General features: G+C 68.3%; 31 protein-coding genes. 10 read left to right on the top strand and 21 right to left on the bottom strand.

Going from position 1 to position 25,310, the window contains the following annotated elements; genetic code table 11:
• The first annotated feature begins 29 nt into the window (after nt 1-29).
• Nucleotides 30-188 (top strand): hypothetical protein, encoded by a 159-nt coding sequence (locus E0H75_RS43225; RefSeq protein ID WP_165554051.1) that lies wholly within the window; start codon nt 30-32, stop codon nt 186-188.
• A gap of 2 nt (nt 189-190) precedes the next feature.
• On the opposite strand, the gene E0H75_RS27300 is transcribed toward E0H75_RS43225, so the two are convergent.
• Together E0H75_RS27300 and E0H75_RS27295 are read right to left on the bottom strand one after the other, a co-directional pair.
• Entirely contained in the window at nt 191-619 is a 429-nt protein-coding gene (locus E0H75_RS27300) for a nitroreductase/quinone reductase family protein (protein ID WP_131516490.1), read from the bottom strand.
• A 202-nt stretch (nt 620-821) separates the two neighbouring features.
• Entirely contained in the window at nt 822-2,486 is a 1,665-nt protein-coding gene (locus E0H75_RS27295) for a fumarate hydratase (RefSeq protein ID WP_131516489.1), read from the bottom strand.
• Nucleotides 2,487-2,613: 127 nt separating this feature from the next.
• On the opposite strand from E0H75_RS27295, the gene E0H75_RS27290 reads away from it, so the two are divergent.
• Nucleotides 2,614-3,318 carry a DUF1707 SHOCT-like domain-containing protein gene (locus tag E0H75_RS27290; RefSeq protein WP_131516488.1) on the top strand — a complete coding sequence of 235 codons (705 nt, stop codon included), beginning with the start codon at nt 2,614-2,616 and terminating at the stop codon, nt 3,316-3,318.
• Between the two features lie 28 nt (nt 3,319-3,346).
• On the opposite strand, the gene E0H75_RS27285 is transcribed toward E0H75_RS27290, so the two are convergent.
• Both E0H75_RS27285 and E0H75_RS27280 read right to left on the bottom strand, forming a co-directional pair.
• Entirely contained in the window at nt 3,347-4,114 is a 768-nt protein-coding gene (locus E0H75_RS27285) for an ABC transporter ATP-binding protein (protein WP_131516487.1), read from the bottom strand.
• On the bottom strand, nt 4,102-5,475 hold the full coding sequence (locus tag E0H75_RS27280; protein WP_238163306.1) for a 2-isopropylmalate synthase: 1,374 nt from the start codon (nt 5,473-5,475) through the stop codon (nt 4,102-4,104). The genes E0H75_RS27285 and E0H75_RS27280 overlap by 13 nt, the downstream gene beginning before the upstream one ends.
• A 210-nt stretch (nt 5,476-5,685) precedes the next feature.
• Between E0H75_RS27280 and E0H75_RS27275 the strand changes: the two genes are divergently transcribed.
• Complete coding sequence (locus E0H75_RS27275; RefSeq protein WP_238163305.1) at nt 5,686-6,354, top strand: FadR/GntR family transcriptional regulator; 669 nt, start codon at nt 5,686-5,688, stop codon at nt 6,352-6,354.
• On the opposite strand, the gene E0H75_RS27270 is transcribed toward E0H75_RS27275, so the two are convergent.
• The 3 genes from E0H75_RS27270 to glpX are packed head-to-tail and all read right to left on the bottom strand — an operon-like array spanning nt 6,351 to nt 8,801.
• Complete coding sequence (locus E0H75_RS27270; protein WP_131516486.1) at nt 6,351-6,821, bottom strand: hypothetical protein; 471 nt, start codon at nt 6,819-6,821, stop codon at nt 6,351-6,353. The two genes, E0H75_RS27275 and E0H75_RS27270, sit on opposite strands and share 4 nt — an antisense overlap.
• A gap of 1 nt (nt 6,822) precedes the next feature.
• Nucleotides 6,823-7,770: a carbohydrate kinase family protein gene (locus E0H75_RS27265; RefSeq protein ID WP_131516485.1), complete on the bottom strand. Its 948-nt coding sequence runs from the start codon at nt 7,768-7,770 to the stop codon at nt 6,823-6,825.
• A complete protein-coding gene (glpX, locus tag E0H75_RS27260; RefSeq protein ID WP_131516484.1) occupies nt 7,767-8,801 on the bottom strand; it encodes a class II fructose-bisphosphatase in 1,035 nt (344 codons plus the stop codon). Before glpX ends, E0H75_RS27265 begins: the two co-directional genes overlap by 4 nt.
• Nucleotides 8,802-8,861: 60 nt before the next feature.
• Between glpX and E0H75_RS27255 the strand changes: the two genes are divergently transcribed.
• Together E0H75_RS27255 and E0H75_RS27250 are read left to right on the top strand one after the other, a co-directional pair.
• The gene (locus E0H75_RS27255) at nt 8,862-9,473 is read left to right on the top strand and encodes a DUF4245 domain-containing protein (RefSeq protein ID WP_131516483.1); all 612 of its coding nucleotides are present in this window, start codon (nt 8,862-8,864) and stop codon (nt 9,471-9,473) included.
• Between the two features lie 156 nt (nt 9,474-9,629).
• Nucleotides 9,630-10,322, top strand: coding sequence for a nucleotidyltransferase family protein (locus tag E0H75_RS27250; protein WP_131516482.1), 693 nt, complete (start codon nt 9,630-9,632; stop codon nt 10,320-10,322).
• On the opposite strand, the gene E0H75_RS27245 is transcribed toward E0H75_RS27250, so the two are convergent.
• On the bottom strand, nt 10,319-10,639 hold the full coding sequence (locus tag E0H75_RS27245) for a DMT family transporter (RefSeq protein ID WP_131516481.1): 321 nt from the start codon (nt 10,637-10,639) through the stop codon (nt 10,319-10,321). The genes E0H75_RS27250 and E0H75_RS27245 overlap by 4 nt on opposite strands.
• On the bottom strand, nt 10,639-11,241 hold the full coding sequence (locus E0H75_RS27240) for a flavodoxin family protein (protein ID WP_131516480.1): 603 nt from the start codon (nt 11,239-11,241) through the stop codon (nt 10,639-10,641). The genes E0H75_RS27245 and E0H75_RS27240 overlap by 1 nt, the downstream gene beginning before the upstream one ends.
• Before the next feature lie 120 nt (nt 11,242-11,361).
• On the opposite strand from E0H75_RS27240, the gene E0H75_RS27235 reads away from it, so the two are divergent.
• On the top strand, nt 11,362-11,991 hold the full coding sequence (locus E0H75_RS27235) for a TetR/AcrR family transcriptional regulator (RefSeq protein WP_131516479.1): 630 nt from the start codon (nt 11,362-11,364) through the stop codon (nt 11,989-11,991).
• Between the two features lie 47 nt (nt 11,992-12,038).
• Here E0H75_RS27235 and E0H75_RS27230 read toward each other — a convergent pair whose 3' ends face one another.
• From E0H75_RS27230 to xseA, 3 genes are all read right to left on the bottom strand, one after another.
• On the bottom strand, nt 12,039-12,428 hold the full coding sequence (locus tag E0H75_RS27230; protein ID WP_131516478.1) for a GNAT family N-acetyltransferase: 390 nt from the start codon (nt 12,426-12,428) through the stop codon (nt 12,039-12,041).
• 116 nt (nt 12,429-12,544) lie between these two features.
• Nucleotides 12,545-12,739, bottom strand: a complete 195-nt coding sequence (locus E0H75_RS27225) for an exodeoxyribonuclease VII small subunit (RefSeq protein ID WP_131516650.1) — start codon at nt 12,737-12,739, stop codon at nt 12,545-12,547.
• Nucleotides 12,740-12,756: 17 nt separating this feature from the next.
• A complete protein-coding gene (gene xseA, locus E0H75_RS27220) occupies nt 12,757-13,977 on the bottom strand; it encodes an exodeoxyribonuclease VII large subunit (protein WP_131516477.1) in 1,221 nt (406 codons plus the stop codon).
• Between the two features lie 122 nt (nt 13,978-14,099).
• Between xseA and E0H75_RS27215 the strand changes: the two genes are divergently transcribed.
• Together E0H75_RS27215 and E0H75_RS27210 are read left to right on the top strand one after the other, a co-directional pair.
• On the top strand, nt 14,100-14,609 hold the full coding sequence (locus tag E0H75_RS27215; protein ID WP_131516476.1) for an HAD domain-containing protein: 510 nt from the start codon (nt 14,100-14,102) through the stop codon (nt 14,607-14,609).
• 130 nt (nt 14,610-14,739) lie between these two features.
• A complete protein-coding gene (locus E0H75_RS27210) occupies nt 14,740-15,771 on the top strand; it encodes a 4-hydroxy-3-methylbut-2-enyl diphosphate reductase (RefSeq protein WP_131516475.1) in 1,032 nt (343 codons plus the stop codon).
• Here the strand turns inward: E0H75_RS27210 and E0H75_RS27205 are convergent.
• The 3 genes from E0H75_RS27205 to E0H75_RS27195 all read right to left on the bottom strand — a co-directional run bounded on the left by E0H75_RS27205 (nt 15,764) and on the right by E0H75_RS27195 (nt 17,530).
• Nucleotides 15,764-16,531 carry a hypothetical protein gene (locus E0H75_RS27205; protein ID WP_131516474.1) on the bottom strand — a complete coding sequence of 256 codons (768 nt, stop codon included), beginning with the start codon at nt 16,529-16,531 and terminating at the stop codon, nt 15,764-15,766. The two genes, E0H75_RS27210 and E0H75_RS27205, sit on opposite strands and share 8 nt — an antisense overlap.
• A gap of 3 nt (nt 16,532-16,534) precedes the next feature.
• Nucleotides 16,535-17,053, bottom strand: a complete 519-nt coding sequence (locus tag E0H75_RS27200; RefSeq protein ID WP_131516473.1) for a SigE family RNA polymerase sigma factor — start codon at nt 17,051-17,053, stop codon at nt 16,535-16,537.
• A 96-nt stretch (nt 17,054-17,149) separates the two neighbouring features.
• The gene (locus tag E0H75_RS27195) at nt 17,150-17,530 is read right to left on the bottom strand and encodes a winged helix-turn-helix transcriptional regulator (RefSeq protein WP_131516472.1); all 381 of its coding nucleotides are present in this window, start codon (nt 17,528-17,530) and stop codon (nt 17,150-17,152) included.
• 93 nt (nt 17,531-17,623) lie between these two features.
• Between E0H75_RS27195 and E0H75_RS27190 the strand changes: the two genes are divergently transcribed.
• Nucleotides 17,624-18,238 carry an NAD(P)-dependent oxidoreductase gene (locus tag E0H75_RS27190; RefSeq protein ID WP_131516471.1) on the top strand — a complete coding sequence of 205 codons (615 nt, stop codon included), beginning with the start codon at nt 17,624-17,626 and terminating at the stop codon, nt 18,236-18,238.
• Here the strand turns inward: E0H75_RS27190 and E0H75_RS27185 are convergent.
• The 4 genes from E0H75_RS27185 to E0H75_RS27170 all read right to left on the bottom strand — a co-directional run bounded on the left by E0H75_RS27185 (nt 18,232) and on the right by E0H75_RS27170 (nt 21,465).
• A complete protein-coding gene (locus E0H75_RS27185) occupies nt 18,232-19,350 on the bottom strand; it encodes an aromatic ring-hydroxylating oxygenase subunit alpha (protein ID WP_131516470.1) in 1,119 nt (372 codons plus the stop codon). The genes E0H75_RS27190 and E0H75_RS27185 overlap by 7 nt on opposite strands.
• A 39-nt stretch (nt 19,351-19,389) precedes the next feature.
• The gene (locus tag E0H75_RS27180) at nt 19,390-19,839 is read right to left on the bottom strand and encodes an SRPBCC domain-containing protein (protein ID WP_131516469.1); all 450 of its coding nucleotides are present in this window, start codon (nt 19,837-19,839) and stop codon (nt 19,390-19,392) included.
• Nucleotides 19,829-20,212 carry an ArsR/SmtB family transcription factor gene (locus tag E0H75_RS27175; protein WP_202873189.1) on the bottom strand — a complete coding sequence of 128 codons (384 nt, stop codon included), beginning with the start codon at nt 20,210-20,212 and terminating at the stop codon, nt 19,829-19,831. The genes E0H75_RS27180 and E0H75_RS27175 overlap by 11 nt, the downstream gene beginning before the upstream one ends.
• A gap of 62 nt (nt 20,213-20,274) precedes the next feature.
• Nucleotides 20,275-21,465, bottom strand: a complete 1,191-nt coding sequence (locus E0H75_RS27170) for a glycoside hydrolase family 64 protein (RefSeq protein WP_131516467.1) — start codon at nt 21,463-21,465, stop codon at nt 20,275-20,277.
• A 289-nt stretch (nt 21,466-21,754) separates the two neighbouring features.
• Between E0H75_RS27170 and E0H75_RS27165 the strand changes: the two genes are divergently transcribed.
• A complete protein-coding gene (locus tag E0H75_RS27165; protein ID WP_131516466.1) occupies nt 21,755-23,179 on the top strand; it encodes an MFS transporter in 1,425 nt (474 codons plus the stop codon).
• A gap of 69 nt (nt 23,180-23,248) precedes the next feature.
• Here the strand turns inward: E0H75_RS27165 and E0H75_RS27160 are convergent, their stop codons facing one another.
• Nucleotides 23,249-24,418: a DNA recombination protein RmuC gene (locus tag E0H75_RS27160; RefSeq protein WP_131516465.1), complete on the bottom strand. Its 1,170-nt coding sequence runs from the start codon at nt 24,416-24,418 to the stop codon at nt 23,249-23,251.
• Nucleotides 24,419-24,541: 123 nt separating this feature from the next.
• Nucleotides 24,542-25,309 (bottom strand): polysaccharide deacetylase family protein, encoded by a 768-nt coding sequence (locus E0H75_RS27155; protein ID WP_131516464.1) that lies wholly within the window; start codon nt 25,307-25,309, stop codon nt 24,542-24,544.
• Nucleotide 25,310 lies beyond the last annotated feature (1 nt).

The raw sequence follows: 25,310 nt of genomic DNA, 5'->3' as shown, positions 1-25,310 counted from the left end.
TCTGCCGGGTTCGGACTTACCTTGGAATCATGTACACCATCGAGCTGGAAACCGAGGAGCTGCAACTACTGCGATCCGCCCTCGGCAGCTACCTCCAGGCCTTCGGCCACAACGAAGCCGACCTCGTGCGAGCCGCCAGGGCCGTCCTGGTCAAGCTCCCCGAGCCGGTCGAAAGCCAGGCCAGCTGAGGTCAGCGCTGCTCCGGTTCCAGTACGGCGACCGGAATCGTGCGCTTGGCCTTGGTCGCGAACCGGCCGATACCTGGATCCTCGCGCAGGATGACATCGGTCCACGCGGTCTGCCGCTCCACCCCGGTCAACTCCCGCGGACGCATCCGGACGTGCTTCGCGCCGATCTGCACGTCGGTCATCTCGACCGCGCGCAGGTTGCGGAACCAGTCCGGATCCTGCCTGGAGCCCGACCCTGTTCCCCACACCAGTAGTCCGTCCGGCGCCTCCAGGTACCGCACGCAGGTCGACCGTGGTACTCCGGTCCGCCGGCCGGGCGTGGTCAGCATCAGGACGTGCACGTCCTTGCTCCCACTCGCCCACCGCCCATCGAGCGTGCGATACATCCACACCCCGATCCGATTCCCCACCCGCAGCATCCGCCGCCCCATCACAACCACCCCCACTCCCGAGCCTCCGGCGATCCCCCGCCAACGTCAACCACCCAGCTCCGGCCCCCTGGCCATCACCACGCCTCGCTCCCCCTCAGCCGCACCGGCAACAGCCGGTCGTGATGACCTGCAGGTCCAGCTCCCCGGCCGGACGGTCGGTGGAACCGGCCTGCGGGTGCACAGCGCTCATTTCCCCGCAGGGTTAGCTGCGGGGCCGCACGGTGAGGGGGACTGGTTTGCGGGTGTCGGTGAAGAAGTCGTTGCCTTTGTCGTCGACCACGACGAACGCCGGGAAGTCCTCGACCTCGATCTTCCAGACGGCTTCCATCCCGAGCTCGGCGTACTCGACCACGTCCACCGACTTGATGCAGTCCTGCGCCAGCCGGGCCGCCGGACCACCGATCGAGCCGAGATAGAACCCGCCGTGCTCCTTGCACGCCTGCGTCACCTTGGCCGAGCGGTTGCCCTTGGCAAGCATCACGAACGATCCACCGGCCGCCTGGAACTGGTCGACGTACGCGTCCATCCGCCCAGCCGTCGTCGGCCCGAAGGATCCCGACGCGTATCCCTGCGGAGTCTTCGCCGGACCCGCGTAGTACACGGCGTGGTCGCGCAGGTACTGCGGCATCGGCTCGCCCGCGTCCAGCCGCTCCTTGATCTTCGCGTGCGCGATGTCCCGCGCGACGACCAGCGGTCCGCTCAGCGACAGCCGGGTCTTCACCGGCAGCTTGGTCAGCTCCGCGCGGATCTCGCTCATCGGCCGGTTCAGGTCGATCCGGAGCACCTCGGTATCGTCGGCGAGGTGCTCGTCGGTGGTGTCCGGCAGGAACCGCGCCGGGTCCCGCTCGAGCTGCTCCAGGAACACACCCTCCGGCGTGATCTTCGCCAGCGCCTGCCGGTCCGCCGAACACGACACCGCGATCGCGACCGGGCAGGATGCGCCGTGCCGCGGCAGCCGGATCACCCGCACGTCGTGGCAGAAGTACTTGCCGCCGAACTGCGCCCCGATCCCGAACTCCTGCGTGAGCTTGAAGACCTCCTCCTCGAGCCTCACGTCGCGGAACCCGTGCCCCAGCGGCGATCCCGAGGTCGGCAGCGAGTCGAGATAGTGCGCGGACGCGTACTTCGCGGTCTTCAGCGCGTACTCCGCCGACGTGCCGCCGACGACGATCGCCAGGTGGTACGGCGGGCAGGCCGCCGTACCGAGGGAGCGGATCTTCTCGTCCAGGAACGTCATCATCCCGTCCGGGTTGAGCACCGCCTTGGTCTGCTGGAACAGGAACGACTTGTTCGCCGAGCCGCCACCCTTGGCCATGAACAGGAACTTGTACGCCGGGTCGCCGTGGTCCGGGGTCGAGTACAGCTCGACCTGGGCCGGCAGGTTCGAGCCGGTGTTCTTCTCGTCCCACATGGTCAGCGGCGCCATCTGCGAGTAGCGCAGGTTCAGCTTGGTGTACGCGTCGTACACCCCGCGGCTGATCCACTCCTCGTCGGCCGCGCCGGTGAGCACACCCTCGGACTTCTTGCCCATCACGATCGCGGTCCCGGTGTCCTGGCACATCGGCAGTACGCCGCCGGCGGAGATGTTCGCGTTCTTCAGCAGATCCAGGGCGACGAACCGGTCGTTCCCGGACGCCTCCGGGTCGTCGATGATCCGGCGCAACTGCTCCAGGTGCGCGGTCCGCAGGTAGTGCGAGATGTCGTGCATCGCCTCCGCGGTCAGCGCGCGCAGTACGTCGGGCTCGATCTGCAGGAACGTCCGGCCGCCGGCCGTGAACGTGCTGACACCTTCGGTCGTCAGCAGCCGGTACTCCGTGTCGTCGGCACCCAGGGGCAACAGATCGGAGTAGTTGAAGTCGGCGGACACCGGCGTACCTCCATGGCATGTGGTCTGGATACGCCAACTTTATCCGGCGGGCTCAGGGGCGGGATCAGGGGTGAATCGGGGATGATTCCCGTCGGCGGTTGGTGCCGTCCGCGCGTATCGTGCTGACGTGGCCCAGGATGAGGTTCCCCAGGACAACCGACCGCAGGACTCGGTGCCCGCGCAGCCCGCGCCGGCGACGGGTGACGAGCTGGCGCTGCGGCGCCGGGTCTCCGACCTCGAGCGGGAGGAGGTCGCCGACGTACTGCGCGACGCCGCGGGCGAGGGCCGGCTGTCGTACGGCGAGCTCGAGGAGCGGCTGGAACAGCTGTACGCCTCCAAGACGTACGGCGATCTGGTCGAGATCACCGCGGACCTGCCGAACGGCCCGCGCGTCCCGGGTGCCTCGGAGGTGCCGGCCGTGAGCCCGCACTACGGCGGGGCCATGGTCGAGGCCGGCCCGGTCATCAACGTGTTCATGTCGGAGACGAAGCGCACCGGCAACTGGCTGGTCCCGCAGCGCCAGGAGATCAACGCCGTCCTCGGCGACGTCACCCTGGACTACACCGAGGCCCAGCTCCCGTACGCCGAGGTCTTCGTCGAGGTGAAGTCGATCCTGGCCGACGTGAAGATCCGCGTCCCGCGCAACGCGATCGTCCACCTGGACAGCAACCCCATCCTCGGCTCGATCTCCGAACAGGAATCGGCCCTCTCCGCCGCCGACCCGGCCACTCCGGCCACCCCCACCACCTTCCACATCCGCGGCACCGCCATCCTCGGCGAAATAAAAATCAAACGAGGCCCTCGCCTCACCAAACGCCTCGGCCTGAGTTAGTCGCCGCGGCCGACCGCCTCTGTCTGAGCTAGGCGGTTGCTCGCCAGCGGCCTGCGGTGCGGTGGATGGTGATGGGGTGGGCGAAGGTTCGGGTTATCAGGGGAGTGGTGAGGACGTCTTCGGCGGGGCCGGCGGTGAGGAGGCGGCCTTCGCGGAGGAGGGCTGCGTGGGTGGTGGAGGTGGGGAGCTCCTCGAGGTGGTGGGTGACGAGGAGCGACGCCAGGTGGGGATGTGAGGCGTGGATCTGGTCGAGGGTTTCGAGGAGTTGCTCGCGGGCGGCGACGTCGAGACCCGTCGTCGGTTCGTCGAGGAGCAGTAGGCGCGGGTCGGAGATCAGTGCACGGGCGATCAGTGCGCGACCGCGTTCGCCCTGGGACAGGTTGGTCCAGGACGCGTTGAGGTGCGTACTGATCCCGAGCAGCTTGACCAGCTCCGCGGCCCGGACGTCCTGATCGGGCGTCGGCTCCCAGCGTGGCATCAGCTCGATCGTCCCGGTCAGGCCGGTGAGGACGACCTGCCGGATCGTCAGCGGCGACCGCAGTGGATGGCGTGGGTTCACGTGCCCGATCGACTCACGCAGGGTCCGGATGTCGACGGCACCGAGGCGACGGCCGAGGATCTCGACCGTGCCCCGGGTCGGGTGGGTGATGGCGCCGCAGAGGTTGAGCAGGGTGCTCTTGCCCGCGCCGTTCGGCCCGAGCAGCGCCCACCGTTCCCCCTCGCCGACCGTCAGCGACACCCCGCCGAGCAGCAGTTTGCCGTCCCGGACGAAGTCGACGTCCTTCAGTTCGAGCACCCGAAAACCTCCTCGTAAAGACCTTTCAACTCCACCGCACTCGCTTCCCGGCCGGTCTCGTCGGTGTGCCGCTGCACGTGCCGGGCGAACTCGACCTCTTCCGCCGAGCTCATCCGCACGCCGTACGACGACTCCAGCACATGCGCGATCCCGCCCTTGCCCGACTGGCTGTTCACCCGAACGACGGCCTCGTACCCGCGCCCGACGTCCGCCGGATCGATCGGCAGATACGGCACATCCCACGCCAGCTCCGATGTGGGTACGCCGGTCGCGTCAGCCCGCCGGTGATGTTCGGCGAACCCCTTCCGGATCGCATCCTGATGCGTCCCGGAGAACGCCGTGTAAACGAGCTCCCCGACGTACGGATGCCGCGGGTGGATCGGCATCCGGGTGCAGTGCTCGACGGTCTCCCGGATCCGGTCGATGGCGGAGAAGTCGACCATCGGGTCGACGCCCTGCGCGTGCAGGTTCAGCGCGAGGGTCGCGATATCGACGTTCCCGGTCCGTTCGCCGTTGCCGAAGATGCAGCCCTCGACCCGCTGCGCACCGGCGAGTACGGCGAGCTCCGCGCAGGCGACGCCGGTACCGCGGTCGTTGTGCGGATGCACGGACAGGATCACGCTGTCGCGTCGGGGCAGGTTCTTGTCCATGTACTCGATCTGGTCGGCGTACACATTCGGCGTCGCGACCTCGACCGTGGCCGGCAGGTTGAGGATCACCGGCCGCTGCGGCGTCGCGTCCCACCGCTTGGTCAGCTGGTCGGACAGCTCGAGGATGTAGTCCGGCTCGGTCAGGTTGTACACCTCCGGCGAGAACTGGAACCTCACGTTCTCCTGCTCACCCGCGAGCCTGAGGATGTCCTCGGCCCCGGCGTAAATGAGCGACGCCAGTTCGTCCCGGGTACGACGCAGTACGACGTCTCGCCACACCGGCGCGGTCGCGGCGTACATGTGGATGACGACCTGGCCATGCATCCCGGCGATGGACTCGACGGTCCGCTCGATCAGCTCGGGCCGGGCTGGCGTGAAGACGACGATGGTGACGTCCGGTGGGACGAGATCGCTCGTGGCGAGCAGCCGGACGAAGTCGAAGTCGGTCTGCGAGGCGGACGGGTAGCCGACCTCGATCTCTTTGTAGCCCATGGCAAGCATCAGCTCGAAGAAGCGGCGCTTGCGTTCCGGGTCCATCGGATCGGCCAGCGCCTGGTTGCCGTCGCGCAGGTCGACCGGCACCCACAGCGGTGCGGTGGTGATCCGGCGGTCCGGCCATTCGCGGTCGACCGGCGCGACCGGGACCTTGGCGAAGACGTCGCGATAGCGGTGGCTGGGCATGGGGGAGTGCTGCTGGCGGTTCCAGTCCATGGTGGGTCCTTCGGCTCGTGCGGGAGGCGGGACCGGCAGGCGAGAGCACTCCACGGAGGGGGTGCCGGTCGAATCAGCTCCCGCCGTGGCGGCCAAGAAGGAGGCGACCCGGAAGCAGGAGGATCGAGGACATGCGGACACGCTAACCCGAAACCAACTCCTCAGACAAGCTGATAACTTTTGGACCCCGGCGGGCCTACACTGAGCGGCATGATCCGCCGTCACCCACTGGCCGAGCAGGCCGCCGAGGAGCTGCTCCGCCGGATCGGCAGCGGCGAGTGGGCACTCGGCCAGAAGCTGCCGGGCGAGACCACGCTGGCCGCGCAGCTGGGCGTCGGCCGGTCGACGATCCGTGAGGCAGTCCGGGAGTTGGCCGGCCGCCGGGTGCTGGAGAGCCGGCAGGGCGCCGGCGTGTTCGTGATCGCGCACCAGGCCTCGGAGGACTGGGACAAGGTCCTTCGCCGCGCCGACATCACCGACGTACTGGAGGGCCGGCTCGCGATCGAGACCGAGGCGGCGAGGCTGGCGGCGTCCCGTCGTACGCCGGCCGACCTGAAGGCGTTCCGCTACACGCTCGCCGACCGGAAGCGGGCGTCGGAGAACTCACCGGACGACTGGTACGTCGAAGCCGACCTGGCGTTCCACCGAGCCGTGATCACCGCTGCGCACAACGCCGTACTGACGGAGCTGTTCGACACGTTCGTGCCGCGGATCCGGCGGGCGATGATCGACATGCTGCGGCTGGACGAGCAGCACCGGCACCGGCATGACCAGGCGGCCCACGTGGCGATCGCCGACGCGATCCGCGACCGCGACCCGGACCTTGCCGCGGCCCGGTCCCGCGAACACCTCAGCGCGGTCCGAAGCTCCGTGTCCTAGGCGCGGTGCTGGTCGTGGAGTGAGCGCAGCCAGGGCGTGAGGGCATCGAGATCCTCGACGTTGTCCTGCGGAATGCTGATCGGCCGAGTACGCCGGTCAGTCGGCCGGACCTGCACCGTCCGGACTCCCGGCAGACCGGCCGGGTCGTCGATGGTTGTGATCCCGGACCAGCGCAGGCTGCGGCCGCGACTGATGCCGTCGGCGTCGACCTTGACGACCGGGCGGTTCGTGATCAGCTGCCAGAGCGTGAGCCCGGTGCCGTAGACGAACGCGGCCAGCGCGGTCAGCCGCAGTACGCCGAGCGTCCCGGACATCTCGCCCGCGCGGATGTGGTCGACGTTCGTCCACGCGGACAGCACCATCAGCAGCCCGAATCCGGCCAGCCGGATCGTGAGTCGCCCACGGCGTGGCGGGAAGACCACGCTGCCTTTGGACTCCAGTTCGGATGTCCAGGTCTCGGCGGACACGTCAGGACCCCCACTTGGCCGCGTGTTCCGCGGCGGTCGGCGGGTCGGCTCCGTGCCGGGTGCAGGTGATCGCGGCCGCCTTCACCGCGTAGTCGACGACCTCGCGCAGATCCTCGGCCGTCAGCCCGGACAACCGCGTCGCGCCGAGCAGCCCGCGCGCGTTCAGCCCGGCGATGAGCGCCGACATCAGCGAGTCCCCTGCGCCGACCGTGTCGACGACCTCGATCGCCGGCGCCGGCACCTCGACGCGCGCGTCCCGGCTGATCCCGATCGCACCGTCCCCGCCGAGCGTGATGACGACGCACTGGGTCCGCTCGGCGGACAGCAACTCGGCCGCGATCTCGTCCGGCGACGCTCCGGGCCGGAAGAACCTGCAGTCCTCGTCGCTCAGCTTCACCAGGTCGGACGACGCCGCCAGCTCTCGTATGGCGGCCCACGCCGGCACCGGATCCGGGGTGATCGTCGGCCGTGCGTTCGGGTCCAGCGTCACCGTGACGGGCTGATCGGCGACCGACTGCAGGAACTTGCGGATCGCGCCGGCGCCCGGCTCGAGCATGGTCGCGATCGAACCGGTGTGGATCGCCGGGCACCCCCGCGGCCGCGACAGCGCGGGCGGATCCCAGGTGATGTCGAACTGGTACGACGCGACTCCGGCCGGATCGAGCGTCGCGGTCGCAGTACTCGTCCGGAAGCTCGGATCCACCGAGCCGGGAGCGAGCTGTACGCCGTTCCCGAACAGGTGCGCCCCGAGTTGGTCGCCGTACGGATCGGTCCCGAACCGCGCCACCAACTCGGTCGGCACCCCGAGCCGCGCCAACCCAACGGCCACGTTCGCCGCAAACCCACCCGGCGTCGCAGTTGTCTTCCCGTTGCCGTTGCGGGGAGCCCGCGGCGCCGGCACCACGATGTCCACGAGAGCCTCGCCGATGACGAGGACAGGTGCGGTCATCGGGCGTGCTCGAAGTCGATGGCTGAGTACGCGCGGAGCTTGGACAACTGGTGGACGCTTTCGATGCTGCGGATCGTGCCGCTGCGGGAGCGCATCACCAGCGAGTGGGTGCGCGCGGTGGACCGGCCGTACCGGACGCCACGCAGCAACTCGCCTTCGGTGATTCCGGTGGCGACGAAGAAGCAGTCGTCACCGCTGACCAGGTCGTCGGTGCTGAGCACCCGGTCGAGGTCATGGCCGGCGTCGATCGCCTTCTGCCGCTCCGCGTCGTCCTTCGGCCAGAGTCGCCCCTGGATCAGCCCGCCCAGGCACTTCATCGCACATGCCGCGATGATGCCCTCCGGCGTACCGCCGATGCCGATCAGCATGTCCAGACCGGTGTCCGGCCGGGCCGCCTCGACCGCGCCCGCCACATCGCCGTCGCTGATGAACTTGATCCGCGCACCGGCCGCCCGGATCTGCATCGCGAGATCCTCGTGCCGCGGCCGATCCAGAACGACGACCGTCACGTCGTCGACGGTGGATCCCTTCGCCTTCGCCACCCGCCGGATGTTCTCCGCGACCGGGAGCCGGATGTCGACCACGTCGGCCGCCTCCGGCCCGACCACCAGCTTCTCCATGTAGAACACCGCGGACGGGTCGTACATCGAGTTGCGCGCCGACACCGCCATCACCGCGATGCCGTTGGCCATGCCCTTCGCGACCAGCGTCGTACCGTCGACCGGGTCGACGGCGACGTCGCACTCCGGCCCGTCGCCGGAACCGACCTGCTCTCCGTTGTAGAGCATCGGGGCGTTGTCCTTCTCGCCCTCGCCGATGACCACCACGCCGTTCATCCCGACCGTGCCGATCAGGGTGCGCATCGCGTTCACCGCCGCGCCGTCGGCGCCGTTCTTGTCACCGCGCCCGACCCAGCGGCCCGCCGCCATCGCCGCGGCCTCGGTGACCCGGACCAGCTCGAGGGCGAGGTTGCGGTCAGGCGCGTGCGCCTCGACCTCCAGATGGGCAGGTGGCGTGGTCGGGTCGCTCATGCCAACGGATGGTAGCCAACGCGGTCTCCGGCCGTTTCGGCGAGATGGGACACTCATGCCATGAGTTCGACAGGTCAGGGTGCTTCCAGCGAGGCGGAGGCGCGGGAGAAAGCCCGCGTGCGGGCCGAGGCGATCGCTTACCGGGAGCAGAACCGCAAGGATCGGGCCAAGGCGCGCACGCTGACGAACATGGTCTGGGCACTGCTGGCCTGCTTCGTCGTGGTCGCGTTCCTGATGATCGTGACCTGGCGGCCGAAGCACGAGCAGGTCAAAGCGGTCGAGTACACGGCCCAGCTGGAGGACGCGAAGAAGGTCGCGCCCTGGGTCCGCGGCCCGGAGCCGATGCCGTCCGGCTGGACCGCGACCAGCGTGGAATTCCGCAGTCCGGAGCAGGCCCCGATCACCTGGCACCTCGGCGTCGTCACCAACGAGAAGAAGTACGTCGGCCTCGAGCAGTCCAATGTCACCGGCGGGAAGTTCCAGTCCGACAAGCTCGGCCGGACCTCAGACGACGGTACGTCGACGGTCGGCGGCGTCACCTGGCAACGCAAGGTGCTGCTCGACCGCAAACAGGAGAACGCCTTGGTCCTGGTGGGCTCCGGCGCCACCACGATCGTGACCGGGAATGCCGGATATCCCGCCCTTGAAGCGTTTGCTTCGGCGTTGCGCTGACCGTTTTCGCACCCTTTCCTGACCACGTTCCGGACGGTCGTTGACACATCTGACCGGTTCGGGTTTCCATCGTTTTTCGGCTGTTACACGCTCGGGGAAGAGTGCGAAGGAGCCCTCACGTGGTTGCGCCCTCCCGGGCGGGGAGTTGATGCGCCGATGTTCGTCACGGGACTCCTGCTTGCCGCCGACAGTTCCCCGCACCTCGGCGTACCCAGGCAATTACTCTCCTATCACGGCGACACGCTGCTCGGCGCGACGCTGGATGTCGCGCGGAACTGCGGGTTCGACCAGCTGATCGTCACGCTGGGCAGTGCCGCCGACCAGATCCGCGACCGGGTCGACCTGGACGGTGTCCGGGTAGTGGACTCGCCGCACGCCGACACCGGCAGTTCGTCGATCGTGCCGGCCCTCGATGCGGTCGACCACGGGTCCGACGGGATCGTGGTGATGCTCGGGGACCAGCCGGGAGCGACCTCGGCCACCGTGTGGTCGCTGGTCGCCGAGGTCGCCGGGCCGGCCACCCCGGTCGGCGTCAGCCGGTACGACAACGGCCACGGGCACCCGTGCTGGTTCGGCCGCGAGTTGTTCGGGGAACTGCGGCAACTGCGCAGCGACGACGACCTGTGGGACCTGATCGAGGGCGGCCGCTACCCGCTCACCCAGGTCGATGCCATCGGCAACATTCCGGCGCGGGCCGGGACCTGGGACGACTACCGTCGCCTGGTCTCCGGCCACACGCCGGCCCACGGTGCGTTCACTCCAGGCGCCTTCGAGGACACCCCGATCGACGACGCGCACCCGGTCCCACTCCCGACCCGCCCCCGCCGACGCCGCCGTACGGCGACCTAGTCGGCGCCGGCCAGGCGCAGTCCGGCGACGCCGGTCACGATCAGGGCGATGCAGGCCAGGCGGGCCGGGGTGACCGGCTCGTCGAACAGCACGATGCCCAACGTGACCACGCCGATCGAGCCGAGCCCGGTCCACACCGCGTACGCCGTACCGACCGGGAGGCGGTCGAGCGTCCTGGCCAGCAGTACGACGGAGATCACGCCGAAGACGAGTACGCCGACCGTCGGCCACAGCCGGCTGAATCCGTCGCTCGGTTTCAGGCTGAGGGCGAACGCGATCTCGAACGCGGCCGCCGCGAGCAGCACCAACCATGCCATCAGGCCGCCAGTGCTGCTCCGCGCAGATGCCGGTGGGTGACGGTCGCGACCCGCGCGCCGAGAGCGGCCGCAGTCCGCAGATCCGTCTCCGGCGGCGCCTTCTCGGCCGAGAGATCCGCGTCCGACTGTGCCATCGCGCCGAGCCAACTGCCGAGCCGGTTGAGATCCTCGATGCTCGCGGTCGACTCCGCCCAGCCGGGGTAGAGATCGAGACCGACCCAGATCATCCCGTGCTGCGCGGCGAACACCGCCAGGTCGACCAAGCTGTTCAGCTTGTCGCCGGACATCGCCTTGGAATTGGTGAACCCAGCGGCGATCTTGTCCCGCCAGCCCAACTCGGGCGCCCAGATCTTCACGCTGGCCTCCGCGAACGCCTTGAACCCGGCGCTCGGGCTGCCGAAGTACGTCGGGGCGCCGAAGATGATCGCGTCCGCGACGGCGAGCCGGTCCCAGATGTCGTCGGTCAGTTCATCCAGCGGAACCAGGTCTGTCACGCTGCCAGGCACCGATGCGGCACCGGCGGCGACCGCCTCGGCCTGCTTCGCGGTATGGCCGAACCCGGAGTGGTACGCGATCGCGATCCGGGCAGACGTGTTGCTCATCGACGTCCTCGCTTCGCTCCGGGCGCCGATGAGACACGAGATGCACTGTGCTTGATGATGAACTCGCTTCGCTCGTTCATGTTCTTCCTCCAGAGACTTTAGCGGACTACAGTCCGTCTTATGAACGACAGTACCGGACCGCGGTCCGCTTTACAACGGAAGCTGCCGGTCGTCGGACAGCCGCGCCCGGAACGCGCCGACGCCCGCCGCAATCGCCTCCGGGTGCTCGAGGCGGCCGATCGGCTGTTCGCCGAGCAGGGCGTGAAGAACGTGTCGCTGGACGCGATCGCCGCGGCGGCGGGCGTCGGCAAGGGGACGGTGTTCCGCCGCTTCGGCGACCGCGCCGGTCTGGCGGTCGCGCTGCTCGACGAACGCGAGCAGGAGTTGCAGGCGAAGATCCTGAGCGGCCCACCGCCGCTCGGCCCCGGCGCGGCGCCGGTCCTCCGGGTGAAGGCCTTCCTCGACGCGTACCTCGATCTGCTCGACCGTCATGTCGAACTCTTCATGGACAGCGAGAACGCCTCAGACGGCGCGCGCTACCGGATCGGCTCCTACAACCTCTGGCACCAGCACCTGGCCCTACTGATCGAGGAAGCCCGCCCCGACCTCGACGCCGACTACACAGCCCACCTGGTCCTGGCTCCGCTGGCCGCCGACCTCCACAAATCCCTCCGTGACCAGGGCTTCGACCTCCCACGCATCAAGTCCGGCCTGCGCACCGCAACAACCACCCTGCTCAGCGCCGTTTGAGCCGGCGCGCGCGTCGCGATCGATCAGTCTCTCACTGCGCAGAACGGTCATTGCCGAGCGAGCGACAGCCTGATTTCCGGGAGGTTGTTCAGCGACGAGTACGTCCGGTCGGTCGTCTCGGTGAAGCCGTACCGCGCGTAGAACCGACGGGCCCGAGTGTTTGCCTCGAGCACCCATAACCAGACGGCGGTGCAGCCGTGGTCGTGGAGATCGGTCACTGCTGCGTCAGTCAGAGCCCGGCCGGCGCCGGTGCCCCAGTGATCCGGGTGGACGAAGAGCGCGTAGAGCTCGCCGGTGCTGGGTGGCGCTTCGGGATCACGCTCGGGACCGACTCCGGCGTAGCCGGCGATCTGGTCGCCGATCAAGGCGACGTACAGGCGAGAGCGGCCGGCGGCGATGCTGTCGGACCAGGAGGCGGCGATGGCCGCAGGATCCATTGCGTCGAGGAAGTCCTGAGGGACGAGGCCGGTGAAGGCAGCGCGCCAGCTCGCAACCCGAGCCTTCGCGGCACCCAGGAGATCGTCGTCTCGCGCCGCTCGCACTCCCGGTCGGCTCAGTTGGATTTCTCCTCGTGGGCGGCTTGGGCTTTGGCCAGGCGTTCGCGGGCGCCGTCGAGCCAGCGTTGGCAGGTGGCGGCCAGTTCTTCGCCGCGTTCCCAGAGGGCGAGCGACTCCTCGAGCGTGGTGCCGCCGGCTTCGAGTTTGCGGACCACCTCGACCAGCTCTTCCCGGGCCTGCTCGTACGTCATCTCGGGACGGTCGCCGCTCACGTGTTCTCCTCGGACTTGACTTCGACTGCGAATCGGCCGTCGGTGACCCGCGCCTGCAGCAGATCTCCTGGCGCCACCTGCGCCACTTCCCGGACCGCGGTCCCGTCGGCCAGCTGGAGCACTGAGTACCCGCGCTCCAGCGTCGCCTTCGGGGACAACGCCCGTACGCTCGCCAGCCGGTGGGTGATGTCGTCACTCGCCCGATCCAGCCGGTGCGTCAGAGTCCGCCGGCTCCGATCGATCAGCGCCGCGACCTCATCGGATCGCCGCTGCAGATCCGTCACCGGCGCCGCGAGCGACGGCCGGCTCCGAATCGCCGCCAGCGCGTGCATCTCCCGATCGAGCCACGATGTGACCGCCCGCAGCCCACGCTCCCGCAGTTGCCGAACACCGTCGAGCTCCTCGCGTACGTCGGGAACGATCCGCTTCGCCGCGTCCGTCGGGGTCGAGGCGCGCAGATCGGCCACCAGGTCGAGCAGGGGTGAGTCCGGCTCGTGCCCGATCGCGCTCACAATCGGCGTCTTCGCCTGGGACACGGCGCGAATCAGTCCCTCGTCAGAGAACGGCAACAGATCCTCCAGCGACCCGCCGCCGCGCGCGATCACGATCACCTCGACCGAATCGTCCCCGTCCAGCTTCCGCAGCGCGGTCATCACCTCACCGGCCGCCGCCGGCCCCTGCACCGACGCGTACTCGATCCGGAACGCGACCGCCGGCCACCGCCGCTTCGCGTTCTCCAGTACGTCGCGCTCCGCCGCGGAATCGCGCCCACAGATCAGCCCGATCGTGTGCGGCAGGAACGGCAGCTTCTGCTTCCGGTACGCCGCGAACAGTCCCTCGGCCGCGAGCAGCTGTTTGAGCCGCTCGATCCGGGCCAGCAGTTCACCGATGCCGACGTGCCGGATCTCGTTCACCGCGAGTGCGAGTGTGCCGCGGCGGGCGAAGAAGTTCGGCTTCGCGTTCACGACCACGCGGGAGCCGTCCGTGACCGGCGGATCGACCGCCTCGAACACCCGGCGGTTGCAGGTGAACCGCAGCGAGATGTCCGCGTCGGTGTCGCGCAGTGTGCCGAACACCGTCGTCGTACCGCGCCCGATCGACACGTCGGTCAGCTGGCCCTCGACCCACACCGCACCGAGCTGGTTGATCCAGCTGGCGATCCCGTTCGCAATCGTGCGAACGGCCGCAGGCGCATCCGGTGAGGTCTCCAATGCCACCCCCAGACCCTACGACCCCCCACCGACAAACCCCCGCACGCCGCCTCACCCGGGCGTGGAGACCACCTTTGAGCACCCTTCCGGAAGTACGCCGAGCGGCGTGAGCTGCCAGGCTTGAGCGCATGCGTCCCTTGCTTCTGCTCGATTTCGACGGTCCGCTGAATCCGTACCGGTCGCGGGAGACTCCGCCTGGCTACGTGCGGCACGAGATCGTCGAGGGGGAGCGGACCTGGGAGGTGCGCATCAACCCGCAGCACGGAGTGGAGCTGAAGGCGCTCGCCGGCACGTTCGACCTCGTCTGGGCCACCAGCTGGGAACACGGCGCCAACCGCCTGCTCTCCCCGTTGCTCGGCCTGCCAAGCGATCTCCCGACGATCCTCTGGCCGGACCGTACGCCGGTACGCCGCGGATCGTGGAAGACGCCGTACGTCGCCGACTGGGTGGGAAACCGACCGTTCGTCTGGATCGACGACGACGTGGACTCCGACGACGTCAGGTTCTTCCGTCGCGACCACCAGTTGGTGCATCAGGTGGATCCGCGAACCGGGCTGACGGCAACTGATTTCGCGGCGATCCGCGCGTGGGCCGACGGAAAATCCTTTGCGGACAAAGAGATTCCACCGCATCCTTGAGGCATTGGAACACCTCCCACGGGGGAGCCGTCCGGACAGGGCGGACGGCTCCTCGACTCGTCTCCGTGACGCTGTTCACACAAATCCGGTCAACTCCGGCTGCGCTGACGGCGGCCCGTACCATGGGGACGTGACTGCCCAGCCTGACAACACTCAACCGACGACCGCGGTGCGGACGAAGCGGGTGCTGCTCGCTGCCCCGCGCGGGTACTGCGCCGGTGTGGATCGGGCGGTCGTGGCGGTGGAGAAGGCGCTCGACCTCTATGGGCCGCCGGTCTACGTCCGCAAGGAGATCGTGCACAACAAGCACGTCGTGCACACCCTGCAGTCGCGCGGTGCGATCTTCGTCGACGAGACCGATGAGGTGCCCGAGGGGCAGACGGTCATCTTCTCCGCACACGGCGTCGCCCCGGTGGTGCACCAGGAAGCGGCCGCGCGGCAACTGAAGACGATCGACGCCACCTGCCCGCTGGTCACCAAGGTGCACCACGAGGCCAAGCGTTTCGCCGCCACCGACTACGACATCCTGCTCATCGGCCACGAAGGCCACGAGGAGGTCATCGGCACCAGCGGTGAGGCGCCGGAGCACGTCCACCTCGTCGACGGCCCGGGCGACGTACCGAATGTGACTGTCCGCGACCCCGAGAAGGTCGTCTGGCTGTCCCAGACCACGCTGTCCGTGGACGAGACCATGGAGACGGTCCGCAGGCTGCGTGAGCGGTTCCCGAAGCTGCAGGACCCGCCGAGCGACGACATCTGCTACGCGACCCAGAACCGCCAGGCCGCGGTGAAGAAGCTCGCCGCTGAGGCCGACCTGATGATCGTGGTCGGTTCCCGCAACTCGTCGAACTCGGTCCGCCTGGTCGAGGTGGCCGTCGAGCACGGTGCCAAGGCCGGCTACCTGGTCGACTACGCCGACGAGATCGACGAGGCGTGGCTCGAGGGTGTCGACTCCGTCGGCGTCAGCAGCGGCGCGAGCGTGCCGGAGGTGCTGGTCCGCGACGTCCTGCGCTGGCTGGCCGAGCGCGGGTACGCCGACGTCCAAGAGGTCACCACGGCCGAGGAGAGCCTGACTTTCGCTCTGCCTCGTGAGCTCCGCAGTGACCTCAAGGCCGCCGGCCTTCCCACGACCGGTACGTCAGACCACGCCTGGACTATTTGACCGTCACCTTGACGGTCTTGACGGTGTCGCCGATGTTGCAATACCGCACCGTGTAGCGGAAGGTGTACGTGCCCGGCTTGGTGTAGGTGTGCGTTTCGGCCGTGTACGTCTCCTGTCCGGTCTTCCGCGTCTTCGCCCCGTCGCAGCTCATCGAGCCGCCGTCCGAACCGCCCTCTTCGCCATCGCCCCAGTAGTACTGCGTTCCGCCGGACAGATTGAGGAAGGACGTGTCGGCCGGGAGGTTCTTGCCTTCCACGGTCGGCACGAGGACGGTTCCGGACACGGTCACCCGCATCGTGACGGTCCGGCCGTTGATGATCGGGTTCAGTTTGACGTGGGCCGACAGTGGCGGCCGGGCGGGCGGCGTCTTCGTCGTCCCGGTCCCTTGGGTGTGCCCTGTCGTCGCCCCGGCCGTGGTTCCCGTGGTGCCTCCGGTCTTGGTGCTCCCCGTCGGGCCGACCGTGTGCGTGACGACTGGCGATGGTGGGATCGTCGTCGGTGCAGCGGTCGGCGGGCCGGTGACGACCGTTACCGGCGCGCTGGGCGTGTTGGTCACCGGCGGCGCGCTGTCGATGTCGGTGAGGTTGCCTGCGGCAACGGCAATGGCGACGACCGCGGCCGCGGCCAGCGTGACCACACCGGCGGTACGACGCCGCCGTACCGTCCGGACCCTCGCGGCCACCGCTTGACTCGGCACGCCGGTCGGCGGGGGCGGATCGGCCACCAGTTGCTCGAACCTGTCCTTGAGATCGTCGGTCATGGATCAGCCCTCCTTCTGGGCCGGAGCGGCAACGGCGGCGACCAGGTGGTGTTCGCGGAGCTTGGCGAGTCCGCGGGAGACGTTGGATTTCACGGTGCCGAGCGAGCAGCCCATGATCTGGGCGATCTCGGACTCAGGCAGGTCCTCGAAGTAGCGCAGTACCACGGTCGCGCGGGTGCGGCGCGGCAGGGTCGCGAGCGCACGGAGCAGCAGGTCGCGGTCGTCGACCGTGCCGTACTCCGACGGAGCGTGCGTCTCCGGCAGCCGATCGGTCGGCGTCTCACCCCTCCATCTGCGCCGCCACCACTGCGTGCTGGTGTTGACCATCACCGTGCGCGTGTAACTCTCCATCGCCGTACCGCTGCGCAGCGAGTTGCGGTGGAACCACACTTTCGTCAGCGAGGTCTGGACCAGATCCTCGGCCAGATGCCACTCACCCGTCAGCAGGTACCCGAACCGTTGCAGCGCGGTGAAGCGCCCGTCGACGAACTCGGCGAACTCCGTGTCCCGTCCTGGATCCATCCCAACCCCCAGTGCTTCCGTATCGGTCAGAAGTGTGATGACCGGGTGGGATCAAAAGGTTGAGTCGCGATCGGCCGGGTGCGAAGTTGTGATCTGTCACGCCGAAGCGTCGTACTTCTCCTGGGCCCGGGTGATGGCGGGCACGTGCTCCTCGGCCCAGTTGCTGACCGCCGTGATCGGCTCGATCAGGGACTCGCCCATCGGGGTCAGGGCGTAGACGACGCGGGGCGGGACCTCGGCGAAGATCTCGCGGGTGACCAGGCCGTCGCGCTCCAGCCGGCGCAGGGTTTGCGTCAGCACCTTGGGTGCGACCTGGCCGATCCCGTCGCGCAGTTCGGTGAACCGGCGCGGCCCGTCCTTCAGCCGCAGTACGACGAGCGCCGTCCACTTGTCGCCGATCCGGTCCAGGATCACCCGGGTCGCGCAGTTCGGGTCGAAGAGATCGCCCCGGACCCAGGTCTGGCCATTAGTAACCATAAGGTACTTATAGCACGTTGAAGTACTCAGTAACCAATCGATACTATTGGAGAACAAGTTGAGATTTCATCCAGATCGAAGGGAAGCGTCAGTATGAAGATCGCGGTCTACGGTGCGAGTGGCATGGTCGGCAGCCGGATCGCCGCCGAGGCGGTCAGCCGCGGCCACGAGGTCACCGGCATCACCCGCTCGGGCGGTGAGCTTCCGGCCGGCGTCCAGGCGGTGCAGGGGAGTGCCAACGATGTGGCCCTGGCGAAGGAGTTCACGGCCGAGGCTGATGTGCTGGTCGCCGCGCTGGGCCCGAGCCGGACCGCCGGCGACCACCAGGACTACTTGGATGCCATCGACAATCTGATCGCGGCCGTCAGCGGTACGACGACGCGCCTGCTGACGATCGGTGGCGCCGGCGGCCTGGAGATCAACGGCAGCCGGGTCGTCGACGGTCCGGACTTCCCGGCGGAGTACAAGGGGGAGTCGCTCACGGTCGCCCAGGCGCTCGAGGTACTGCGCGCCACCGGCGACGACGTCAACTGGACAATGCTGGCCCCGGCCTTCGTGATCGCGCCCGGCGAGCGCACCGGCGCCTTCCGGCTCGGTCTCGACGAGCCGGTCGGTGACCACATCTCGGCCGAGAACTTCGCGGTCGCGGCGGTCGACGAGCTCGAGCGTCCGGCCCACAACCGCCGGCGCTTCACCCTCGGCTACTGATTGCTGAGCGGCTTGCCGAGGTATCCGCGGGCGATCATCGTCACCCACGCGTAGACAGCGTCCTCCGCGGGTGCCAGCGGGCCGGGCCGGAAGTGCGGCGACTCGGCTCCCCGCTGGACCGACTCGCACGCGGCCCAGTCCTCGCGATTCGTCACGTCCCAGAACTCCACGGCGTACGACGGATCCTGCACTTCGGCCGGGAAGTACCACGAGCACTCGATCGCGGTCAGGCCTGGTGCGCGGAGCTCGAGGCGGTGGGTCATCACGTAGTCGGGGTGGAGCGAGATCAGCAGGTTGGGGAACAGGCCGAGGTAGTTCACCCGGCGTGGATCCACGCCCGGCAAGGCGATCCCTCGTGAGCGTCCGTCGAGCGACATCGTCTCGACCCCTGGTCGCAGATCCATCAGTCCGCCGACCCAGGCGCCGGGGAGGTTCCAGTTGTCGCCGGAGTTGGGCGGTGACACCTTGCAGAGCTCGGGATGGATCAGCGGGCAGTGGTAGCACTCGTGGTAGTTCTCGACGATCGTCTTCCAGTTCGACGCGACGTCGTACTGGTGCCGCGCCTTCAGCTGGAGGGATTCCGGCGCGTACGGCGCGACGAGATCGGTGAGTCCGCCGAGGTGCTCGCCGAACGGGCCGGCCGTTGCGGTCGCATTCACGAACAGCCAGCCGTGCCAAACCTCCGCGGGCAGTTCGACGAGGTTGTACGGCGCGGGGTCGAAGGCGTCGCCCATCCGGGGTGCTGCCTTCACCGCGCCGTCGAGTTCGTACGACCAGCCGTGGTACGGGCAGACCACGGATCGCCGTTCGCTGCTCTCGTCGTTCTGCAGCAGCTCATGCCCGCGATGCCTGCAGGTGTTGGCGAACGCGCGCGGTCGCTCCCCGAAGGTCAGCACGACGGAGATGTCGCCGACCGTGATCGCGCGGTGCGTCGTATCGGTGGACAACTCGTCGACCCGGCCGAGACAGCTCCAGCTGGCGGCGAAGAAATGCCGGCGTTCCCAGGCCAGTACGGCGGGGTCCGTGTAGGCCTCGCGTGGCAGCATGACGGACTCGCCATGCGGTCGCAGCGAGGCTTCCAATGCGCGGAGATCGACGGGAGCATTCGCCATTCGCCCACTATCCGGTGACGGTGGGCCGGAAGTCGAGCGCTACCGCGTGGCGGCGACGTACTGACCGAGGACGTAGTCCCAGCCGGTGTCGTACCCGGTGCGCGCCCGGACGCCGTCGGGGCGGCGCTCCCAGCCGGCGTGCGCCAGGGCGAGCTCGGTGCCGTCGTCGACTGGGGTGAACGTGATGGTCACCTGGCCTGCTTGCTGTGGGTCGCTGCCCGGATGCCAGCTGAAGCTGAGGGAGGTGGGCGGATCCCAGTCCGAGATCGTGCCCCAGGTCGCGACCTCGCCGTCGTCGCCGTACTCGATGATCCGTCCGCCGACGAAGCTCTCGACCCGGATGGCGCGGGCGGTTTCTTCGCCGACCGAGTGCGACGCCATCGGCCACCACGCGGAGATCTCGGCGGTGAACACCTCGAACGCGCGCTCGGTGCCGACCGGCACAACGACCTTCTTCACCAACGGCGCCAGGCCTTGGTCAATGTTCATCCCGCTCCTCCTCGGTCCGCACGTCAGGCCTTCCAGGGACAGTCCGGTCTTCGGTCCGTCGGATGTGGTCGGCGTACGCCTCCAGTGCGTCGCCCCAGAACTGGTCGAGCCAGTCCCGGAGTTCGTCGAGACCCGTGCGGTGGATGCGATAGATGTTGCGCGTCCCGCGCGATTCGTGGCGCACCAGCCCGACCGCCCCGAGCACCTTCAGGTGCTGCGAGATCGCCGGCCGGCTGACGGGCACCTGCCCGGCCAAGGTGCTGACCGAGCAGGGGCCGCCGCGTCGCAGTGTCTCCAGAATCACCCGTCGGGTCGGATCGCCGAGTGCATCCAGCACCGGTCCCGCCGCCTCGAGTGATCCGTAAGTCCCCACGAACGGTAAGTTGCCACTAACCAAGGGCGGAGTCAAGCCCTCGGCGGCCCCGCGGGTTCATTTCAGTTGAAGGGGTCCAGGATGAGGCTCGCCTGCTGGGGGTTGCCGTCGTGGACGAGCGCTTCGTGGTTGCCGACGTCGTCGAAGGCGAAGCCGTACGCCTTCCCGTCCACCATCTGCGCGTGGATGTTGCGGGCGTAGTGGTTGGTGACAGAGTCCAGGTAGAAGCTGCTGTTGTTCGGGTCCGGCTGGTTCGGGTTCACCAACAGGGTCGAGCGGTTGTAGCCCGCGCACAGCGTCCGCGAGATCGGGCCGCGGACCTGGTCGTTCGGTGCGTCGAGCAACTTGAAGCAACCGAAGATGCTGGCCGAGTCGGGCTTCTGGAACGACGTGACGACCGCGCCCGAACTGTTGGTGAAGTTCATGACGTTGCCGGACACGCGACCGAAGTAATTGAGGTTCGGCTGGCCGCCGAACGGTGTGACTGTCAGGGTCTCGTTGGTGTACTTCGCCCAGACCCGGTTCACGTAGTCGTCCATCGCGCTCGCCGGGAGAGCGCCGGTCTCCACGCCGTACAGGGGTGAGAGCGCTCGCAGTACTGACCCGTCCGGGGCTGTCTGGATCAGGTTGCCCCACCCACCGGACTGACCGCGGAGTGCGTTGTAGAAGCCGTTGTACCCGCCGGATTTCAGGTGTCCGGTGGTCTTGGTGCTGCCGTCGGGGAGTTGTACGGCGACGGCGTACGGCGCGGAGAACATGTCGACCTGCGTGCTGTTGATCCACAGGCCCGAGTCGTTGAGGGTGTACTCCGACCAGTTGAACAGGATGTTCCGGTTCGGATCGCTCGGATTCTGTACGGCGGGCTGGACCAGGCCGCCGGTGGTCAGTTTGAAGACGAGCTTCTGGCCGTACGAGAAGTACACCCGGCCGGAGAACTTCGGCATCTGGATGGTCGTCGACTGTCCGTTGGATGGGCCAACGATCGACGCGTCGGGTGCCGGTGTGGGCGGGTTGCCGCCGGCCGGCCAGGCGTGGAAGTTGCCGGAGGCATCGGCCCAGCCCTGCTGTCCGGTGGCCAGGTTCGTGCCCAGGTTGTAGATGTAGACCGCGTCACCGCGGCCCGAGTTGTTGGTGATCTTCAGCGGGATGGTGGCCGGAACCGCTTGGGCGGGCTGGTCGATGACGGCCGTCAGCACGCCGGCCACGGTCGCCGCGGCCGCGGCGAGCGCCAGCAGTCGGTGTGTGATGCGCACAGATCCTCCTCAGGTCAGTCCCGTTCGAGAAGGCGAGGCACCGGCCGGCCGAGCTGTCGCGCTACCAGGCCGCAACAGCGCCCGAACCGGCGCCCAGGTCCGCACGGCGAGGGACGGTAGATCACCGAAGGACCGAGTGAGAGCGCTCTCATCGTTGCGTATCCCCACCCCTGGGTGTCAACAGCCCACTCCTGTCGGCTTTCCGACAGGGGTGATGGTCGGTGGTTGATGCAACCCGACGGTTGCTATAAAGTAGCAATCGATCAGTTGCTACTGGATGGAGCTTCTCATGGACACCACCGCGTCGTACCGGTTCAGCACCCGGCAACGCGTGATCCTGCTCGTTCTGCTGGGGGCCGGGTTCATGCTGTCGGTCGACTTCTCGATCCTCAACGTGGCTTTGCCGCAGGCCGGAGCAGGTGTTGGGCTGGGTCCGGAGGGGCTGCCGTGGATCACTTCGGCGTTCGCGCTTCCCGCGGCCGGCTGCATGCTGTTGTTCGGTCGGCTGGCGGACTTCTTCGGTCGCCGCAGGCTGTTCCTGTCCGGGATGGCGTTGCTGGCGGCGGCATCCGTCCTCGGCGGCCTGGCGAATCACGCCGAGGTCATGCTGACTGCTCGGGCGCTGCAGGGTGTGGCGACCGCGATGGCGATGCCCGCGACGATGGCTCTGCTCACGACCACGTTCTCGGAGGCCTCCGTGCGGGCGCGCGTCCTCGGTCTGCGTGGCGCGCTGCTCTCGGCCGGTTTCGCCGTCGGCGCGTTGGTCGGGGGTGCGCTGGTCAGCCTGCTCGGTTGGCGTGCGGCGTTCTTCATCAACGTGCCGGCCGTCGTGATCGTCCTGGTGGTCGCGCCGTTCGTGATCAACGAGAGCAAGGCGCCGGAGCGGGTGAAGCTGGATGTGCCAGGAGCCATGACGGTGACCGGTGGTCTGCTGGCCGTCGTCTATGCGGTGATCGAGCGGAGCCTGCCGGCGGGGGCGGTCGGCGTACTGCTGCTGATCGCGTTCGGGCTGATCGAACGGCGGTCGGCCGCGCCGCTCGTCCCGATCCGGATCCTGACCCGGCCTTCGGTGGCCTGGGGCAACTATGCCGGGCTGGTGATCGGGGCGATGGAGCCGGCGATGATCGTGCTGACCACGCTGTACGTGCAGCACGTACTGGGGTTGTCGCCGTTCCAGACCGGCCTCGTCTTCGGCATCCCGGGCGTCGCCTCGGTGGCGGCCGGCGTGGTCGCCGGTCGCGTCATCGCACGCATCGGTTATCGGAAGGTGCTGACGGTGGGGCTGGCCGTCCAGGGTCTGGCGACGCTTCCGATCGTGTTCCTCGGGACGCAGACCTGGGTCGCGCTGGTGATTCTGGTCCCGGCGTTGTTCGTCGGCTTCTTCGGGCACGTGGGTGCGATCGTCGCGTTCACGGTGACTGCGACCTCCGGCGTGAGCGACGAGGATCAGGGGCTGGCGACCGGGCTGAGCTCGATGACCGGCGAGGTCGCCGTCACGATAGGTACGCCGGCTCTGTTCGCGATCGCTGCCACACAGGCGACGCTGGTGAATGGCCACCGGTTGGCACTGAGTGCGGACGTCGCCTTCACCCTCGTCAGCGCACTACTGATCTGGATAGGCCTCCGCACCCGCAACCCCGCCGCCACCCCACACCCATCACCCGCCCAAACCCCCACAACCCAGTCCCCCCACCCAGCCCCCGCAACCCCCTAACCCCCTAACCCCCTAACCCCCCAACCCCCTAACCGCACCCACCCCGATCCAGCTCGAATCGGGGTGGGGTTAGCCGGCTTGGGTGGGTGGCCAGCGGCGGGTTGGCTCGCGGTCCTCCAGGGCGAGGAACTCTGGAGCCGTGAGGGGGCGAACCGAGGCTTCGATGGATTCCATGGCGGTGAGCTCGGCTTCGGTGACGTGGAGGTCGCGGAGTTTGCGGGCGGTGATGAAGACCCGGCGTTCGAACGACCCGACGGTCCCGTTGTAGGCCTCCACGGCGGAGGTGAGGGACCGCCCGACTCGTCCGAAGTGCTCGCCCATCGTGCTGAGACGCTCGTACAGCTCGCGACCCAGCTCGAAGACCTGCTGCGCCGACTCGGTCAGCGCCGACTGATTCCAGGCGTACGCCGCGGCCCGCAACGTCGCGATCAGCGTGGTCGGCGTCGCCAGGATCACCCGGCGCTCAGCGGCGTACTCCAGCAAGGACGGCTCGACGTCGAGCGCCGCGGACAGGAACGATTCGCCAGGCACGAAGAGGATGACGAACTCCGGTGACGGCGACAGTCGTGTCCAGTACGCCTTCGACGCCAGTTGATCGACATGCGTCCGCAGATGCCTGGCATGCGCACGCAACCGTTCCTCGCGGAACCCAGCGTCGTCCGACTCCGCCGCCTCGAGGAAGGCAGCCAGCGGCACCTTCGAGTCGACGACCAGATTCTTGCCCTCGGCAAGTCGTACGACGAGGTCAGGACGCAGTACGCCGTCCTCGCCGACCGTCGTGGTCTGTTCGGTGAAGTCGCAATGCGCCACCATGCCGGCCAGCTCAACGGTCCGGCGCAGGTGCAGCTCACCCCAGCGCCCACGCACCTGCGGCTTGCGCAACGCGGTCGACAACGACGCCGTCTCGCGACGCAACGCCTCGCCACTCATCCGCACTTCGTTGACCTGTTGATGCAGCTGGCTCTGCCACGCGGCCCGGCCTTGCTCGAGCTGATTCAGCTGCACATGCAGGCGATCCAGAGCCTCCTTGACCACAGCCTGGCCACCCATCTGCTGCCCGACCGTGGTCCGCTCCTGCGTCAGCTCGACAACCCGATCCTCGGCCGCATCCCGCTCGGCAGTCACCCGCGCAAGCTGAGCCCCATCCCGCCCCCGCACCCAGAGCACGCCGAACACAGCCCCCAGCAGCAACCCCACCGCCAGGAACAGCAACACCAACAACACCGTCGTACCCGTCATGTCACCGATAGTGCCCAACCCCACCGACACTTTCCGCCAACACGCGGCCAAGTGCCGCGAAATTGCCGAGAGAGTGCCGACTCGGTGCCGTGTGCGGTCGCCTGCCGCTCGGCATGCTGAGGGTCAGCAGGTCATGGCGGGGAAGGTGTAGCCCTGGGATTTGAGGAGGGGGAGGACTTTGTCCAGGGCGGCGGCGGTTTGGGAGCGGTCGCCGCCGCCGTCGTGGAGGAGGATGATGTTGCGGCGGTGGGCGTGGGTGAGGATGTTGTGGACGATCGCGGTCGTGCCTGGGCGGGCCCAGTCGCGGGGGTCGACGTCCCAGAGGACCTGGGTCATGCCGGCCGCTTTGATGTCGGCGCGGACCTTCGGGTTCGATGCGCCGTACGGGGGGCGGTAGCAGGTGGACTTCGGTCCGTCGAAGATCTCGTGCCGGCGTTTGGCGGCAGGGAGAGCGGTGAGTTGCGGGTGAGTGATCGAGTGGCTGCCGATGGTGTTGCCTGCGGCAAGCACCTGTTCACGTAGACCCGGGTGCGCGGCCTGCATGGAGCCGAGTTCGAAGAAGGTCGCGTGCGCGCCGTGCTTGGCCAGGATCTGCAGGATCCGTGGAGTCCAGAGCGGGTCCGGCCCGTCGTCGAAGCTCAGAAACAGGACCTTCTTGTTGCCTGCAGCAAGCGCTGCGGTCGGGTCCGGGGCCGGAGTATGGCGCGTGGTCGGTGGAGCGTTGACGATCGGTGTCTGGGTCGGCGTCACGGTCGGTGTGGCAGAGGTCTGTGTGGTCGCGACGGCGGGCTTCGGCGCTCGCGAATGTGCTAGTGCCAAGGTCAGCAGCGATCCGACAACGACGGCCAACGCCACACCGGTCGCGACGAAAGCGGCGAACTTCCGGGACATG

The organism is Kribbella capetownensis (assembly GCF_004331485.1).
Taxonomy (GTDB): Bacteria; Actinomycetota; Actinomycetes; order Propionibacteriales; family Kribbellaceae; genus Kribbella; species Kribbella capetownensis.
The sequence above is the reverse complement of the archived record's forward strand: the minus strand, read 5'-3'. Positions and strand labels throughout refer to the sequence as shown.

What these genes read in the sequence shown, in the direction of transcription:
- E0H75_RS27205 (WP_131516474.1), bottom strand. Translation starts at nt 16,531, where the DNA reads ATGACCGACGATCTCAAGGACAGGTTCGAGCAACTGGTGGCCGATCCG.
- E0H75_RS27195 (WP_131516472.1), bottom strand. Translation starts at nt 17,530, where the DNA reads ATGGTTACTAATGGCCAGACCTGGGTCCGGGGCGATCTCTTCGACCCG.
- E0H75_RS27240 (WP_131516480.1), bottom strand. Translation starts at nt 11,241, where the DNA reads ATGAGCAACACGTCTGCCCGGATCGCGATCGCGTACCACTCCGGGTTC.
- E0H75_RS27255 (WP_131516483.1), top strand. Translation starts at nt 8,862, where the DNA reads ATGAGTTCGACAGGTCAGGGTGCTTCCAGCGAGGCGGAGGCGCGGGAG.
- E0H75_RS27165 (WP_131516466.1), top strand. Translation starts at nt 21,755, where the DNA reads ATGGACACCACCGCGTCGTACCGGTTCAGCACCCGGCAACGCGTGATC.
- E0H75_RS27230 (WP_131516478.1), bottom strand. Translation starts at nt 12,428, where the DNA reads ATGGATCCTGCGGCCATCGCCGCCTCCTGGTCCGACAGCATCGCCGCC.
- E0H75_RS27275 (WP_238163305.1), top strand. Translation starts at nt 5,686, where the DNA reads ATGATCCGCCGTCACCCACTGGCCGAGCAGGCCGCCGAGGAGCTGCTC.
- E0H75_RS43225 (WP_165554051.1), top strand. Translation starts at nt 30, where the DNA reads ATGTACACCATCGAGCTGGAAACCGAGGAGCTGCAACTACTGCGATCC.
- E0H75_RS27225 (WP_131516650.1), bottom strand. Translation starts at nt 12,739, where the DNA reads ATGACGTACGAGCAGGCCCGGGAAGAGCTGGTCGAGGTGGTCCGCAAA.
- E0H75_RS27280 (WP_238163306.1), bottom strand. Translation starts at nt 5,475, where the DNA reads ATGGACTGGAACCGCCAGCAGCACTCCCCCATGCCCAGCCACCGCTAT.
- E0H75_RS27215 (WP_131516476.1), top strand. Translation starts at nt 14,100, where the DNA reads ATGCGTCCCTTGCTTCTGCTCGATTTCGACGGTCCGCTGAATCCGTAC.
- E0H75_RS27250 (WP_131516482.1), top strand. Translation starts at nt 9,630, where the DNA reads ATGTTCGTCACGGGACTCCTGCTTGCCGCCGACAGTTCCCCGCACCTC.
- E0H75_RS27200 (WP_131516473.1), bottom strand. Translation starts at nt 17,053, where the DNA reads ATGGATCCAGGACGGGACACGGAGTTCGCCGAGTTCGTCGACGGGCGC.
- E0H75_RS27180 (WP_131516469.1), bottom strand. Translation starts at nt 19,839, where the DNA reads ATGAACATTGACCAAGGCCTGGCGCCGTTGGTGAAGAAGGTCGTTGTG.
- E0H75_RS27300 (WP_131516490.1), bottom strand. Translation starts at nt 619, where the DNA reads ATGGGGCGGCGGATGCTGCGGGTGGGGAATCGGATCGGGGTGTGGATG.
- E0H75_RS27245 (WP_131516481.1), bottom strand. Translation starts at nt 10,639, where the DNA reads ATGGCATGGTTGGTGCTGCTCGCGGCGGCCGCGTTCGAGATCGCGTTC.
- E0H75_RS27235 (WP_131516479.1), top strand. Translation starts at nt 11,362, where the DNA reads ATGAACGACAGTACCGGACCGCGGTCCGCTTTACAACGGAAGCTGCCG.
- E0H75_RS27160 (WP_131516465.1), bottom strand. Translation starts at nt 24,418, where the DNA reads ATGACGGGTACGACGGTGTTGTTGGTGTTGCTGTTCCTGGCGGTGGGG.
- E0H75_RS27185 (WP_131516470.1), bottom strand. Translation starts at nt 19,350, where the DNA reads ATGGCGAATGCTCCCGTCGATCTCCGCGCATTGGAAGCCTCGCTGCGA.
- E0H75_RS27265 (WP_131516485.1), bottom strand. Translation starts at nt 7,770, where the DNA reads ATGACCGCACCTGTCCTCGTCATCGGCGAGGCTCTCGTGGACATCGTG.
- glpX (WP_131516484.1), bottom strand. Translation starts at nt 8,801, where the DNA reads ATGAGCGACCCGACCACGCCACCTGCCCATCTGGAGGTCGAGGCGCAC.
- E0H75_RS27155 (WP_131516464.1), bottom strand. Translation starts at nt 25,309, where the DNA reads ATGTCCCGGAAGTTCGCCGCTTTCGTCGCGACCGGTGTGGCGTTGGCC.
- E0H75_RS27190 (WP_131516471.1), top strand. Translation starts at nt 17,624, where the DNA reads ATGAAGATCGCGGTCTACGGTGCGAGTGGCATGGTCGGCAGCCGGATC.